Source organism: Enterobacter sp. WI-ESBL-E8 (assembly GCF_053364895.1).
Genome location: NZ_JBRWXJ010000001.1, coordinates 3,742,511 through 3,755,956 on the forward strand (window position 1 = coordinate 3,742,511; position 13,446 = coordinate 3,755,956).

13 protein-coding genes and 1 other RNA gene are annotated in these 13,446 nt (G+C 53.4%); 9 read left to right on the top strand and 5 right to left on the bottom strand.

Going from position 1 to position 13,446, the window contains the following annotated elements; genetic code table 11:
- Positions 1 to 117 precede the first annotated feature (117 nt).
- Positions 118 to 1,479, bottom strand: coding sequence for a signal recognition particle protein (ffh, locus tag ACWHWP_RS17680; RefSeq protein WP_014884878.1), 1,362 nt, complete (start codon positions 1,477 to 1,479; stop codon positions 118 to 120).
- A gap of 166 nt (positions 1,480 to 1,645) precedes the next feature.
- Between ffh and ACWHWP_RS17685 the strand changes: the two genes are divergently transcribed.
- Together ACWHWP_RS17685 and ACWHWP_RS17690 are read left to right on the top strand one after the other, a co-directional pair.
- Positions 1,646 to 2,437, top strand: a complete 792-nt coding sequence (locus ACWHWP_RS17685; protein ID WP_047348200.1) for a cytochrome C assembly family protein — start codon at positions 1,646 to 1,648, stop codon at positions 2,435 to 2,437.
- Between the two features lie 18 nt (positions 2,438 to 2,455).
- Complete coding sequence (locus ACWHWP_RS17690) at positions 2,456 to 3,742, top strand: HlyC/CorC family transporter (RefSeq protein WP_047348141.1); 1,287 nt, start codon at positions 2,456 to 2,458, stop codon at positions 3,740 to 3,742.
- Between the two features lie 52 nt (positions 3,743 to 3,794).
- Here ACWHWP_RS17690 and grpE read toward each other — a convergent pair whose 3' ends face one another.
- Positions 3,795 to 4,388, bottom strand: a complete 594-nt coding sequence (grpE, locus tag ACWHWP_RS17695; RefSeq protein WP_063428938.1) for a nucleotide exchange factor GrpE — start codon at positions 4,386 to 4,388, stop codon at positions 3,795 to 3,797.
- Positions 4,389 to 4,510: 122 nt separating this feature from the next.
- Here grpE and nadK point away from each other — a divergent pair, with 122 nt between their 5' ends.
- The 3 genes from nadK (at position 4,511) to bamE (ending at position 7,612) form a co-directional block, all read left to right on the top strand.
- Positions 4,511 to 5,389 (top strand): NAD(+) kinase, encoded by an 879-nt coding sequence (gene nadK, locus ACWHWP_RS17700; protein ID WP_008502500.1) that lies wholly within the window; start codon positions 4,511 to 4,513, stop codon positions 5,387 to 5,389.
- 84 nt (positions 5,390 to 5,473) lie between these two features.
- Positions 5,474 to 7,135: a DNA repair protein RecN gene (gene recN / locus ACWHWP_RS17705; protein ID WP_047348138.1), complete on the top strand. Its 1,662-nt coding sequence runs from the start codon at positions 5,474 to 5,476 to the stop codon at positions 7,133 to 7,135.
- A gap of 138 nt (positions 7,136 to 7,273) precedes the next feature.
- The gene (gene bamE, locus ACWHWP_RS17710; RefSeq protein ID WP_008502502.1) at positions 7,274 to 7,612 is read left to right on the top strand and encodes an outer membrane protein assembly factor BamE; all 339 of its coding nucleotides are present in this window, start codon (positions 7,274 to 7,276) and stop codon (positions 7,610 to 7,612) included.
- Positions 7,613 to 7,721: 109 nt separating this feature from the next.
- Here the strand turns inward: bamE and ACWHWP_RS17715 are convergent, their stop codons facing one another.
- Together ACWHWP_RS17715 and ACWHWP_RS17720 are read right to left on the bottom strand one after the other, a co-directional pair.
- Entirely contained in the window at positions 7,722 to 8,009 is a 288-nt protein-coding gene (locus ACWHWP_RS17715; protein ID WP_025759268.1) for an RnfH family protein, read from the bottom strand.
- Entirely contained in the window at positions 7,999 to 8,436 is a 438-nt protein-coding gene (locus ACWHWP_RS17720; protein WP_024908332.1) for a type II toxin-antitoxin system RatA family toxin, read from the bottom strand. Before ACWHWP_RS17720 ends, ACWHWP_RS17715 begins: the two co-directional genes overlap by 11 nt.
- A 156-nt stretch (positions 8,437 to 8,592) precedes the next feature.
- Here ACWHWP_RS17720 and smpB point away from each other — a divergent pair, with 156 nt between their 5' ends.
- The 3 genes from smpB to ACWHWP_RS17735 all read left to right on the top strand — a co-directional run bounded on the left by smpB (position 8,593) and on the right by ACWHWP_RS17735 (position 10,973).
- On the top strand, positions 8,593 to 9,075 hold the full coding sequence (gene smpB / locus ACWHWP_RS17725) for an SsrA-binding protein SmpB (RefSeq protein WP_008502505.1): 483 nt from the start codon (positions 8,593 to 8,595) through the stop codon (positions 9,073 to 9,075).
- An 88-nt stretch (positions 9,076 to 9,163) separates the two neighbouring features.
- Positions 9,164 to 9,527: a transfer-messenger RNA gene (ssrA, locus tag ACWHWP_RS17730) on the top strand.
- 204 nt (positions 9,528 to 9,731) lie between these two features.
- Entirely contained in the window at positions 9,732 to 10,973 is a 1,242-nt protein-coding gene (locus tag ACWHWP_RS17735) for an integrase (protein WP_039077571.1), read from the top strand.
- 399 nt (positions 10,974 to 11,372) lie between these two features.
- Here ACWHWP_RS17735 and ACWHWP_RS17740 read toward each other — a convergent pair whose 3' ends face one another.
- The gene (locus ACWHWP_RS17740; protein WP_032937977.1) at positions 11,373 to 12,167 is read right to left on the bottom strand and encodes an AraC family transcriptional regulator; all 795 of its coding nucleotides are present in this window, start codon (positions 12,165 to 12,167) and stop codon (positions 11,373 to 11,375) included.
- A gap of 86 nt (positions 12,168 to 12,253) precedes the next feature.
- Here ACWHWP_RS17740 and ACWHWP_RS17745 point away from each other — a divergent pair, with 86 nt between their 5' ends.
- Positions 12,254 to 13,444 carry an MFS transporter gene (locus tag ACWHWP_RS17745; RefSeq protein ID WP_032937978.1) on the top strand — a complete coding sequence of 397 codons (1,191 nt, stop codon included), beginning with the start codon at positions 12,254 to 12,256 and terminating at the stop codon, positions 13,442 to 13,444.
- Positions 13,445 to 13,446 lie beyond the last annotated feature (2 nt).

The following is a 13,446-nucleotide window of genomic DNA, read 5'->3' on the forward strand; positions in this document are numbered from 1 at the left end:
AAAACAACCGGGCCCCATCGAGGAACGGAGCCCGGGTGTCATATTAAAAGCCCGAAAATTTTACTGATTTTTGGGGAAAATGCAATCAGCATCTTGATACTGAGCATGAAACACGATTTATCTGCCTGGGAATCCTGGCGGCATCATGCCTTTCATGCCGCGCATCATCTTCGCCATGCCGCCTTTCTTCATTTTCTTCATCATGCGCTGCATGTCGTCGAACTGTTTCAGTAGGCGGTTAACGTCCTGCACCTGCATGCCGCAACCGGCTGCGATACGGCGTTTACGGGAACCTTTGATGATGTCCGGGTTAGCGCGCTCTTTAAGGGTCATCGAGTTGATGATCGCCTCCATGCGCACCAGCACCTTGTCATCCATCTGCGCTTTCACGTTGTCAGGGATCTGGCCCATGCCCGGCAGTTTGCCCATCAGGCTTGCCATGCCGCCCATGTTTTTCATCTGGCGCAGCTGCTCAAGGAAGTCGGTGAGATCGAAACCGTCACCTTTTTTCAGCTTGCTGGCCAGCTTCTCGGCCTGCGCGCGGTCCACCTTGCTCTCGATATCTTCGATCAGCGACAGCACGTCGCCCATGCCGAGGATACGGGAAGCAATACGATCCGGATGGAACGGCTCCAGCGCTTCGGTTTTCTCACCGACGCCGAGGAACTTGATTGGCTTACCGGTGATGTGACGAATGGAGAGCGCCGCACCGCCGCGGGCGTCGCCGTCCACTTTGGTCAGCACCACGCCGGTTAACGGCAGGGCTTCGTTAAACGCTTTCGCGGTATTCGCCGCATCCTGACCGGTCATGGCGTCGACAACGAACAGGGTCTCTACCGGGTTGATAGAAGCATGCACCTGCTTGATCTCGTCCATCATCGCTTCGTCAACGTGCAGACGACCTGCGGTATCCACCAGCAGCACGTCGTAGAACTTCAGCTTCGCCTCTTTCAGCGCCGCGTTAACGATGTCGACAGGCTTCTGGGCCACGTCTGACGGGAAGAAATCTACGCCGACCTGTTCTGCCAGGGTTTCCAGCTGCTTGATCGCCGCCGGGCGATAGACGTCCGCAGACACCACCAGCACTTTCTTCTTGTGCTTTTCACGCAGGAATTTACCCAGCTTACCGACGCTGGTCGTTTTACCCGCACCCTGCAGGCCCGCCATCAGCACCACGGCCGGAGGCTGAGCCGCCAGGTTAAGCACCTGGTTCTCTTCACCCATCGCCGAAACCAGTTCGTTACGAACGATTTTGACGAACTCCTGACCCGGGGTCAGGCTCTTGTTAACTTCATGACCAACCGCCTTCTCTTTTACGCGGTTGATAAAATCACGAACAACCGGCAACGCCACGTCTGCTTCCAGCAGCGCCATGCGCACTTCGCGCAGCGTTTCCTTGATGTTCTCTTCAGTAAGGCGTCCGCGGCCGCTGATGTTGCGCAGCGTGCGCGACAAACGATCGGTTAAATTATCAAACATTGTCTCTCGCCTGAGTAGAAACGTTGGGCCGCCATGAGCGACACATACACAGAATTTTGCCGGAGTATAACATGAAGGCGCCTTTGTTGTTATGCAACGGTTGGAGCAGGCGTCACGTAACGTTATACTGCTTCTCTTTCTTATTAAGACAACTGTCGATGCCTATATGCCTGTTTTCGCACTGATCGCCCTTGTTGCCTACTCTGTCAGCCTCGCGCTGATCGTTCCCGGACTGCTGCAAAAAAACAGCGGCTGGCGGCGCATGGCTATTCTTTCTGCGGTGATCGCACTGATTAGCCACGCGTTTGCGCTGGAATCACGCATCATCCCCGGCGACGGCAGCGTGCAAAACCTGAGCGTCCTCAACGTCGGCTCGCTGGTCAGCCTGATGATCTGCACGGTGATGACAATCGTGGCCTCTAAAAATCGCGGCTGGCTGCTGCTGCCGATTGTGTACGCCTTCGCGCTGATCAATCTGGCCTTAGCCACCTTTATGCCCAATGAGTTTATTACGCATCTGGAGGCCACCCCGGGGATGCTGGTGCATATCGGCCTGTCGCTCTTTGCCTACGCGACGCTGATCATCGCCGCCCTTTACGCCATGCAGCTCGCCTGGATTGACTACCAGCTGAAAAACAAAAAGCTGGCGTTTAACCATGAGATGCCGCCGCTGATGGTCATTGAGCGTAAGATGTTCCACATCACCCAGGTAGGCGTGGTGCTGCTGACGCTCACGCTCTGCACGGGCCTGTTTTACATGAAGAACCTGTTTAGCGTCGAGAATATCGATAAAGCGGTGCTCTCTATCATCGCGTGGTTTGTCTATATTGTCCTGTTATGGGGCCACTATCATGAAGGCTGGCGCGGTCGCCGCGTGGTCTGGTTCAACGTCGCGGGTGCGGGCATTCTCACCCTTGCCTATTTTGGCAGCCGCTTCATACAGCAATTTGCTGGCTAAGAAACAAAGGAGTTCCCCCTGGAACACATCTCTACCACCACGCTGATCGTTACGCTGATCGTCATGGTGGTCATCTCCGCCTATTTCTCCGGCTCGGAAACCGGCATGATGACCTTAAACCGCTACCGGTTACGTCATCGTGCTAAACAGGGTAACCGTGCCGCACGTCGCGTTGAAAAACTGCTCCGCAAACCGGATCGCCTGATAAGCCTGGTGCTCATCGGCAACAACCTCGTCAACATACTGGCCTCTGCCCTCGGTACCATCGTCGGGATGCGCCTGTACGGCAATGCCGGGGTCGCGATTGCCACCGGTGTGCTGACGTTCGTGGTGCTGGTGTTTGCCGAAGTGCTGCCGAAAACCATCGCTGCGCTTTACCCTGAGAAGGTCGCCTACCCGAGCAGCTTCCTGCTGGCGCCGCTGCAGATCCTGATGATGCCGCTGGTCTGGTTGCTGAACATGGTGACGCGCCTGCTGATGCGGATGGTGGGAATCAAAGCCGACGTCACCATCAGCAGCGCGCTCAGCAAAGACGAGCTTCGTACCATCGTGAACGAATCCCGCTCCCAGATCTCCCGACGTAATCAGGACATGCTCCTGTCGGTGCTGGATCTGGAAAAGGTAAGCGTGAACGACATCATGGTGCCGCGTAACGAAATCGTGGGTATCGACATCAATGACGACTGGAAAGCCATCGTCCGCCAGCTAACGCACTCCCCGCACGGGCGCATTGTGCTGTACCGCGACTCGCTGGATGACGCCATCAGCATGCTGCGCGTGCGCGAAGCGTACCGTCTGATGACCGAGAAAAAAGAGTTCACCAAAGAGGTGATGCTGCGCGCCGCTGACGAGATTTACTACGTGCCGGAAGGCACCCCGCTCAGCACGCAGCTGGTGAAATTCCAGCGCAACAAGAAGAAAGTCGGCCTGGTGGTTAACGAGTACGGCGATATTCAGGGGCTGGTGACGGTCGAAGATATTCTGGAAGAGATTGTCGGGGACTTTACTACCTCAATGTCTCCTTCCCTCGCGGAAGAGGTCACCCCGCAAAACGACGGTTCGGTGCTGATTGACGGTAGCGCGAACATTCGCGAACTCAACAAAGCGTTTAACTGGCATTTGCCGGAAGATGAGGCTCGCACGATTAACGGGATGATTCTGGAAGCGCTGGAAGAGATCCCGGCGGCGGGCACGCGGGTGCGCATTGAGCAGTACGATATTGATATCCTGGACGTGCAGGACAATATGATTAAGCAGGTTAAAGTCCTGCCCGTGAAACCGCTGCGCGAAAGTATCGCCGAGTAAGGCTGTAGACCGGGTGAGGCGAACGCCGCCACCCGGTACTACGAATGGCAAATTACGCTTTCGCTTTCGCCACGGTCACCATCGCAGCGCGAATGGTACGGCCGTTCAGGGTGTAACCTTTTTGCATCACGCCCAACACTTTGCCGGCTTCCACGTCTTCTGACTCCACCATCGCAATCGCCTGGTGAACGTTTGGATCCAGCGGAACGTTGGTATCGGCAATCACTTCTACGCCAAACTTACGTACCACGTCGAGCATGGATTTCAGCGTCAGTTCGATACCTTCGATCATTGCCGCGTTGTCCGGATTTGCTTTGTCAGCCACTTCCAGCGCGCGATCGAGGCTATCAATCACCGGCAGCAGTTCGTTGACGAACTTCTCCAGCGCAAATTTATGCGCCTTCTCAACGTCCTGCTCGGTACGACGACGCAGGTTTTCCATTTCCGCCTTGATGCGCAGAACACCGTCGCGTTCGCGATTCTGTGCTTCTACCAGTTGAGCTTCCAGATTCGCAATTTTTTCATCGCGCGGGTCCACCTGCTCAGCAGATGCGTCTGGCTCTACAGCCTCAACTTCATCATGCTGTTCCGTGATAATTTCTTCAGGGGCTTGCCCCTCAGGCGTTTTCTGTTCTTTACTACTCATGAATTTCTCCGCGTTTTTCTGCATTCATCTCGCTAACTTCGCTTATTATGGGGATCAGTTTCCGGGATTCAAGGGAACAAGACAGATTGTCATCATTCATCAGGCACAAGGACCTCCAGAAAATGAATAATCATTTCAGGTGTATTGGGATCGTCGGGCATCCGCGTCACCCTACCGCATTGACGACACATGAAATGTTGTATCGCTGGTTGTGTAGCAAAGGCTATGAAGTGATGGTCGAGCAGCAGATTGCGCAGGAGCTGCAGCTGAAGAGCGTCAAAACCGGCACGCTGGCGGAAATAGGCCAACAGGCCGACCTCGCCGTGGTGGTGGGCGGCGACGGCAACATGCTCGGCGCGGCACGCACGCTGGCGCGCTATGACATCAAGGTCATCGGCATCAACCGTGGCAACCTCGGCTTTTTAACCGACCTCGACCCGGACAATGCGCAGCAGCAGCTGGCCGACGTGCTGGAAGGTCACTATATCAGTGAAAAACGCTTTTTACTGGAAGCGCAGGTATGCCAGCAGGACTGTCAGAAACGCATCAGCACCGCGATTAACGAGGTTGTGCTGCACCCCGGTAAAGTGGCGCACATGATCGAGTTCGAAGTCTATATCGACGAAATCTTTGCCTTCTCCCAGCGTTCTGACGGGCTGATTATCTCCACTCCAACCGGCTCAACGGCCTACTCGCTTTCGGCCGGCGGCCCGATCCTGACGCCTTCTCTGGACGCCATTACCCTGGTGCCGATGTTCCCGCACACGCTCTCTGCCCGCCCGCTGGTCATCAACGGCGACAGCACGATACGCCTGCGGTTCTCACACCGCCGTAACGACCTGGAGATCAGCTGCGACAGCCAGATAGCGCTGCCGATCCAGGAAGGTGAAGATGTCCTGATTCGCCGGTGTGATTACCATCTGAACCTTATTCACCCGAAAGATTACAGCTATTTCAACACATTAAGCTCGAAGCTTGGCTGGTCAAAAAAATTGTTCTGATTTTGCATCCAGGACTTTACTGTATATAAAACCAGTTTATACTGTATGAAAACACAGTTATGGTTTTTCATACAGGAAACAATTATGCTGGCACAACTGACCATCAGCAACTTTGCCATTGTTCGTGAGCTTGAGATCGATTTCCACAGCGGCATGACGGCGATCACCGGGGAAACCGGTGCAGGTAAATCCATTGCCATTGATGCCCTCGGCTTGTGCCTTGGCGGCCGTGCAGAGGGCGATATGGTGCGCATGGGCGCAAACCGTGCCGACCTGTGCGCCCGCTTCTCCCTGAAAGACACCCCTGCGGCCCAGCGCTGGCTGGAACAGAACCAGCTCGAAGATGGACGTGAGTGTTTACTTCGCCGCGTGATCAGCAGCGACGGTCGTTCACGTGGCTTCATCAACGGCACGGCGGTCCCGCTCTCACAACTGCGCGAACTCGGTCAGCTGCTTATTCAGATCCACGGTCAGCATGCACATCAGCAACTCGTCAAACCAGAACAGCAGAAAGCGCTGCTTGATGGCTATGCGGGTGAGTATGCGCTTACTCAGCTTATGGCGGAGCACTATCGCCAGTGGCATCAGAGCTGCCGCGAGCTCGCCCAGCATCAGCAGCAGAGCCAGGAGCGCGCCGCACGCGCGGAGCTGCTGGAATACCAGCTTAAAGAGCTGAACGAATTTAACCCGCAGGCGGGTGAGTTTGAGCAAATCGACGAAGAGTACAAACGCCTGGCGAACAGCGGTCACCTGCTCTCAACCAGCCAGAATGCGCTCAACCTGCTGGCGGATGGCGAAGACGTGAACCTCCAGAGCCAGCTGTATAACGTTCGTCAGCTGATTACCGAGCTGGTCGGTATGGACAGCAAACTCTCTGGCGTTCTGGATATGCTGGAAGAAGCGGCCATTCAGATCTCCGAAGCCGGCGACGAACTGCGCCACTACTGCGAACGTCTCGATCTCGACCCGAACCGTCTGTTTGAGCTGGAACAGCGCATCTCCCGTCAGATCTCGCTGGCGCGCAAGCACCACGTCACACCGGAAGAGCTGCCGGGCTACTATCAGTCTCTGCTGGAAGAACAGCAGCAGCTTGACGATCAGGCTGACTCGCTGGAAACCCTCTCTCTGGCGGTGAACCTGCACCATGAACAGGCGCTGGCGACAGCGCAAAAGCTGCATGAAATCCGTCAGCATTATGCCCTGGAGTTAAGCCAGCACATCACCGACAGCATGCATACGCTGGCGATGCCGCACGGCGTATTCACTATTGATGTTCGCTTTGAAGAAAACCACCTGACGGCAGAAGGTGCAGATCGCATCGAATTCCGCGTCACCACCAACCCGGGTCAGCCACTGCAGGCGATTTCTAAAGTCGCCTCCGGCGGTGAACTGTCGCGCATTGCGCTGGCGATTCAGGTGATTACCGCGCGTAAAATGGAAACCCCGGCGCTGATTTTCGATGAAGTGGATGTGGGGATCAGCGGCCCAACGGCAGCGGTAGTAGGTAAACTGCTGCGCCAGCTAGGCGAATCAACGCAGGTGATGTGTGTAACCCACCTGCCGCAGGTCGCGGGCTGTGGCCATCATCACTTTATCGTCAGTAAAGAAACCGACGGTGAAATGACCGAAACGCACATGAAGCCGCTGGATAAACGCGCGCGTCTGCAGGAGCTGGCACGCCTGCTCGGCGGCAGCGAAGTCACGCGTAATACGCTCGCGAACGCGAAAGAACTGCTGGCGGCATAAACTTTTTCGGGATCTCAGGGTCATACAGAACAACAAAAACGCCGCCAGACCGGTTTCAAAGTGGGGCAAGGTCTATTATCATCGGCATATTACATATGAGCCGCGTTCTGCTCGGGCCCGAAAAGGAATCAAATCACTATGCGTTGTAAAATGCTGACCGCTGCCGCAGCGGTTCTTCTGATGTTGACCGCAGGCTGTTCCACTCTGGAGAAAGTGGTTTACCGTCCTGACATCAACCAGGGGAACTACCTTACCCCTAACGATGTGTCCAAAATCCGTGTGGGGATGACACAACAGCAGGTCGCTTATGCACTGGGAACCCCGATGATGTCCGACCCGTTCGGCACTAACACCTGGTTCTATGTATTCCGTCAGAAGCCGGGCCATGAAGATGCGACCCAGCAGACCCTGACGCTGACCTTCAGCAGCGCTGGTGTGTTGACCAACATCGACAACAAGCCTGCCCTGACCAAATAATCAGGCGTCAGAAATGCAAAAAGGTGCTCATTGAGCACCTTTTTTGTGTCTGAACTCTTGCGCCGAATCGTAACCCCGGTAAGCGCAGCGCCACCGGGGAAAGAAACCGCTACTTACCAGATTTCTCCGCACGCTGGCGACGCAGTTCTTTCGGGTCAGCAATCAGCGGACGATAAATCTCCACCCGGTCGCCCTCTTTCAGCACATCACCCAGCTTCACCGGACGGCTGTAAATCCCGACCTTATTTTTCGCCAGGTCGATATCGCTGCGAAGCTCAAGGATGCCGGAAGCACGGATAGCCGCCTCAACGGTTGCCCCCTCTTCCAGCGTTACGCGCTGCAGGTACTGCTTCTCCGGCAACGCGTACACCACTTCTACAGCTATCTTATGCGACACTGTAAACCTCTTTGGCGCGGGTGGTGAACGCCTGAACCATATTTGAGGCCAGCTCTTTAAAGATGCGGCCAAACGCCAGCTCAATCAGCTTATTGGTGAATTCAAAGTCCAGCTGGAACTCAATGCGACAGGCGTCAGCGCTCAGCGGCGTAAACTTCCAGCCCCCCATCAGGGTTTTAAACGGACCATCCACCAGATGCATCAAAATACTCTGATTGCTGGTCAGCGTATTGCGGGTGGTGAACGTCTTGCTGATCCCAGCTTTGGAGACATCCACCGCCGCCGTCATCTGCGTCGGACCAGACTCCAGAACGCGGCTCCCGGTGCACCCCGGAATAAACTCTGGATAAGACTGAACATCGTTCACTAACTGATACATTTGTTCCGCGCTGTAAGGCACAAGCGCAGTACGGCTAATCTGAGGCATAGCTTTTCCCATGGTCACACAACGGACAAATAATAACATTTATCACCTGTTAAAAAAACGCTAAGCCTCATCTCGTGCTAAGATAGCGCGTTAGACCTCACAGGACGCAATGAGGTGACTTTTTGAAATCAGATTACCGACGGCTTTACGACACTTATGACGAAGAAAAAAGCACATAAACCAGGCTCGGCGACCATTGCGCTCAACAAGCGTGCTCGCCACGAGTATTTCATTGAAGAAGAATTCGAAGCTGGCCTTGCGTTGCAGGGCTGGGAAGTAAAATCGCTGCGCGCCGGGAAAGCCAACATCGGCGATAGCTACGTGATCCTGAAAGATGGCGAAGCCTTCCTGTTCGGCGCGAACTTTACGCCGCTGACCGTCGCCTCTTCACACTACGTGTGTGACCCAACGCGCACCCGCAAGCTGCTGCTGAACAAGCGTGAGCTTGAATCCCTCTACGGACGCATTAACCGTGAAGGTTTCACCGTGGTCGCCCTGTCGCTGTACTGGAAAAACGCCTGGTGCAAAGTGAAAGTTGGCGTCGCGAAGGGTAAAAAACAGCACGACAAACGTACTGACCTGAAAGAGCGCGAGTGGCAGCTGGACAAAGCGCGCATTATGAAAAACGCAGGACGTTGATTCTGCACACTTATTGTACTATTCAATAAGTTAGGTTCCGGGCTGGTATCCAGGAAGTGAAATCTGGTATACTCAGTTCAACACTATTGGGGCTGATTCTGGATTCGACGGGATTTGCGAAACCCAAGGTGCATGCCGAGGGGCGGTTTGCCTCGTTAAAAGCCGCAAAAAAATAGTCGCAAACGACGAAAACTACGCTTTAGCAGCTTAATAACCTGCTCTGAGCCCTCTCTCCCTAGCTTCCGCTCTTAAGACGGGGATCAAAGAGAGGTCAAACCCAAAAGAGATCGCGTGGAAACCCTGCCTGGGGTTGAAGCGTTAAAACTAATCAGGCTAGTTCGTTAGTGGCGTGTCTGTCCGCAGCTGGCGTGCGAATGTAAAGACAAACTAAGCATGTAGTACCGAGGATGTAGAAATTTCGGACGCGGGTTCAACTCCCGCCAGCTCCACCAAAATTCTCCATCGGTGATTACCAGAGTCATCCGATGAAGTCCTGAAAGCCCGCATGGCACAAGCCCTGCGGGTTTTTTTGTGCCTTGAATTTGTCCAGCGAAGTCTGATGCCAACTAATTAAATCCGAACCTTTTAGGCACCTTGTTAGGCACCTCATAAAGCTTTATTGTTTTTGAGGTGCCTAAAACTATGGAAACCCGGCAATGGCAAGACAAACCAAACCTCTATCCGTTAAAGAGATCGAATCAGCCAAACCCAAAGAAGCGGACTACGTTCTCTATGATGGTGATGGCCTTGAGCTACTCATCAAACCCAGCGGGAGTAAAATTTGGCAGTTTCGCTACATTCGCCCTGTTACTAAGAAACGAGCGAAGAAGAGCATCGGCCCCTACCCGTCAGTTACCCTTGCCGATGCTAGAAACTACCGGGCAGAGTCTCGCTCTCTCTTGGTAAAACAAATCGATCCGCAGGAACATCAGCAAGAACAATTGCGCAGTTCGCTGGAAGCCAAAACCAATACTTTCCAACTCGTGGCTGAACGTTGGTGGAATGTGAAGAAAGCCAGCGTAACCAAGGACTATGCCGACGATATCTGGCGCTCTCTTGAAAGAGATATCTTTCCTGCAATTGGCGACGTTAGCGTTACAGATATTAAAGCTCACACACTGGTTCAGGCCGTCCAACCGGTTCAGGCCAGAGGAGCACTGGAAACCGTTCGTCGCCTGTGCCAACGCATTAATGAGGTCATGATATATGCCCAGAACACAGGCCTGATAGATGCTGTGCCCAGTGTCAACATTGGCAAGGCATTTGAGAAACCACAGAAGAAAAATATGCCCAGTATTCGGCCGGATCAGCTACCTCAACTGATGCAGACGATGCGTACGGCCAGCATTAGTCTTTCAACCCGATGCCTGTTCATGTGGCAGCTTCTTACCATAACCCGCCCTGCCGAAGCGGCCGAAGCCCGTTGGGAAGAGGTAGACATGGAAGCGCGAGAATGGAAGATCCCTGCATCACGTATGAAGATGAACCGTGACCATACTGTTCCATTGTCAGATGAAGCAATTGCGATACTGGAGATGATGAAGCCGTTAAGTGGAAATCGAGAATTTATATTCCCTAGCCGTATCAAGCCCAACCAGCCCATGAATAGCCAAACCGTTAACGCATCACTAAAACGTGCAGGTTTTGGTGGAGTGCTCGTATCGCACGGTCTGCGATCAATTGCCAGTACTGCACTTAATGAACAAGGCTTTCCGCCTGATGTTATTGAGGCAGCACTTGCTCATGTGGATAAGAATGAGGTTCGACGTGCTTATAACCGCAGCGATTACCTGGAACAGCGTCGCCCAATGATGCAATGGTGGGCTGATTTTGTAATGGCTGCAGATTGTGGAAGTATCATTGATGGCGGGATGAAAGGAATACGTTTAGTGGGATGACTGGGCAGAATCCGCTATAGCGCCAAGTTCTATTCTGATAAACTTATTGTCAAAAATTTCCAAGAAAACTTAGGACATGACATAAGTTCACTGCACATCGATAGCAGCAGGACGGTCACATGCCAATGGAGAGTTGTTAGCAAATGAACCCCGTAGAAATAGAACAAGCCATCACGGATCTTGCAGCGCAACCCTATGATCCTGTAGAGTTTCCTTATGTGTGCTAGCTCAGACTTGACCTGACGATTTTCACTGGCAGCACACAATCAAATCTGACAGTCTGCTTTGAGCGAGGAGCGGACATTCCGGTTAATTTCACTGCTTATGGATTAAGTTACGATCATTTCTCATTTGTCGAAGTTATTGCGTAACCGTCAAACTTAAGCCTGACGGTAAAACTTAATTCAGCGAAGCAAAATACTGTGTAGGCGATTTACCTAAGGCTTTTCTGAACATGGTAATGAAGGCACTCACCGAGTCATAGCCCAGAGCGCCAGCGACGTTCTGCACCGATTTGCCTTCAGCCAACTCATTCAGGGCAATCATCAAATGTAACTGTTGCCGCCAGCGTCCGAAGCTCATTCCCGTCTCTGACTGCACCATTCTGGCCAACGACCGTTCACTGGTTGCAAGGCGGGAAGCCCACTGCTGTAAAGTCGTCCTGTCCCCCGGATCCGCAAAAAGCATTTCAGCCATTTGCCTGATTTTAGGATGGTCGGATATTGCAAGGTGGAGTGCTTCAACCGGTGCGTCCGGCAATTGTTCAAGGAGCACAGCAGCCAGCCTGGCCGTCTTACTGCCAGCGGAATAAGTGGGTTCCTGCTCGGCAAGATAAAGAATAAGTTCCCGAACAAGAGACGTCATGGCAATCGTACAACATGTTTCGGGCATGACGGCCGCCCCGGGTTCTATAAACAGAAAACAGGTTCGGGCATTATTTGTTACACGGCACCGGTGAGGCGTATTTCCGGGTATCCAGACGGCATGTCGGGGAGGGACAAGCCACAGAGCATTTTGAACTTCACAACTCACTGCACCATGCAAGGACAGGATAAGCTGACCCTTCCGGTGCGCATGCGGCATTATGCCGGAATACTCTTGCGCCGGTGCAGCGTGAAGGGCAACCGCTGGCTGCAGAAAGATGTCAGCGTCAAATTCATCGGGCGACGAAACTACTTTTTTATGTTTTGGCATATTTTAGAAATATGTTGTCTGATTATCTATATCTTGTAAACGGTCTGTATCTTAAAGTCTCTCTTTTTTCAGAGAAAGTCAGAAATATGTCATGTATCACAAACAAGTGGCGCACTGCCGCCCTTGTGACGGGAATTCTTTTTATCGCCGTTAACCTGCGAGTTCCCTTTACTTCAATAGCACCGGTGTTAAAGATCATTCAGGAACACTTTCAACTGAGTGTAACGTCCGTAGGATGGCTTAACTCATTACCGTTATTTGCCTTTGCAGTGTTTTCACCGGTGAGTGCGATTATTGCCCGAAAATTTGGTCTGGAACGTACACTGTTCGGCGCGCTGATAGTGATTTCTGCAGGTATTCTGCTACGTTCAGCAGGCAGTATGTGGGCGCTATACATCGGAACGATGCTCATAGGCACCGGTATCGCGCTGGGGAATGTCCTGTTGCCTGGCCTTATCAAGCGTGACTTTGCCGGAAACGTCGCATCATTGACGGGCGCATATTCCATCACAATGGGAGCCGCAGGTGCCGTAGGCTCCGCCATTATCATTCCACTTTCCCAGCAATGGGGCTGGGACAGTGCGCTTGCCCTGCTAGTGATAGCGCCTGTGCTTGCCCTGGCTTTTTGGTTCCCACAACTGAGCAATCACCATAAGCATACGCTCTCAGGTCCAACTCAAACCACGGGGGTATCCGTCTGGACATCAGCTCTGGCATGGCAGGTCACGCTGTTTATGGGACTGAATGCAATGCCGTTTTATGTTGCGGTGGGCTGGCTGCCAGCCATTCTGACGGATAATGGGATTTCACCTGAAAAAGCCGGAGCCGTACACGGGATGCTGCAGTTCACTACCGCAATTCCTGGACTCATGCTGGCGGCTACGCTGCGTCGTCTGAAGGACCAGAAAATGGCGGCTGTTGTTGTCAGTTTGCTTTCGGGAATATCTCTTATAGGAATACTGTACGCACCGGGCCTGTCGATGTTGTGGGCTGCCATTCTGGGATTCGGCTGCGGTGCCAGCATGATGCTGGGTCTGACCTTTGTCGGGTTACGTACAACAAATGCAAGCGATGCTGCAGCACTGTCAGGCATGGCGCAGTGCGTGGGCTATCTTATGGCTGCAATGGGTCCCCTTTTGCTGGGTAAGGTCCATGACTGGTCCGGTGGCTGGACCATTCCCCTGCTGATGACGGCTGTAATTACGGTAGCCGGCGCCTTAACCGGGCTGGCTGCAGGTCGAAACGTCTACCTGAAACCTGCCACTTCAGCAGGCTGACT

Bases quoted from the DNA above. Each gene is read 5' to 3' on its own strand.
- ffh (WP_014884878.1), bottom strand. From the start codon at position 1,479: ATGTTTGATAATTTAACCGATCGTTTGTCGCGCACGCTGCGCAACATC.
- ACWHWP_RS17685 (WP_047348200.1), top strand. From the start codon at position 1,646: ATGCCTGTTTTCGCACTGATCGCCCTTGTTGCCTACTCTGTCAGCCTC.
- grpE (WP_063428938.1), bottom strand. From the start codon at position 4,388: ATGAGTAGTAAAGAACAGAAAACGCCTGAGGGGCAAGCCCCTGAAGAA.
- nadK (WP_008502500.1), top strand. From the start codon at position 4,511: ATGAATAATCATTTCAGGTGTATTGGGATCGTCGGGCATCCGCGTCAC.
- recN (WP_047348138.1), top strand. From the start codon at position 5,474: ATGCTGGCACAACTGACCATCAGCAACTTTGCCATTGTTCGTGAGCTT.
- bamE (WP_008502502.1), top strand. From the start codon at position 7,274: ATGCGTTGTAAAATGCTGACCGCTGCCGCAGCGGTTCTTCTGATGTTG.
- ACWHWP_RS17720 (WP_024908332.1), bottom strand. From the start codon at position 8,436: ATGCCTCAGATTAGCCGTACTGCGCTTGTGCCTTACAGCGCGGAACAA.
- smpB (WP_008502505.1), top strand. From the start codon at position 8,593: ATGACGAAGAAAAAAGCACATAAACCAGGCTCGGCGACCATTGCGCTC.
- ACWHWP_RS17735 (WP_039077571.1), top strand. From the start codon at position 9,732: ATGGCAAGACAAACCAAACCTCTATCCGTTAAAGAGATCGAATCAGCC.
- ACWHWP_RS17740 (WP_032937977.1), bottom strand. From the start codon at position 12,167: ATGCCAAAACATAAAAAAGTAGTTTCGTCGCCCGATGAATTTGACGCT.
- ACWHWP_RS17745 (WP_032937978.1), top strand. From the start codon at position 12,254: ATGTCATGTATCACAAACAAGTGGCGCACTGCCGCCCTTGTGACGGGA.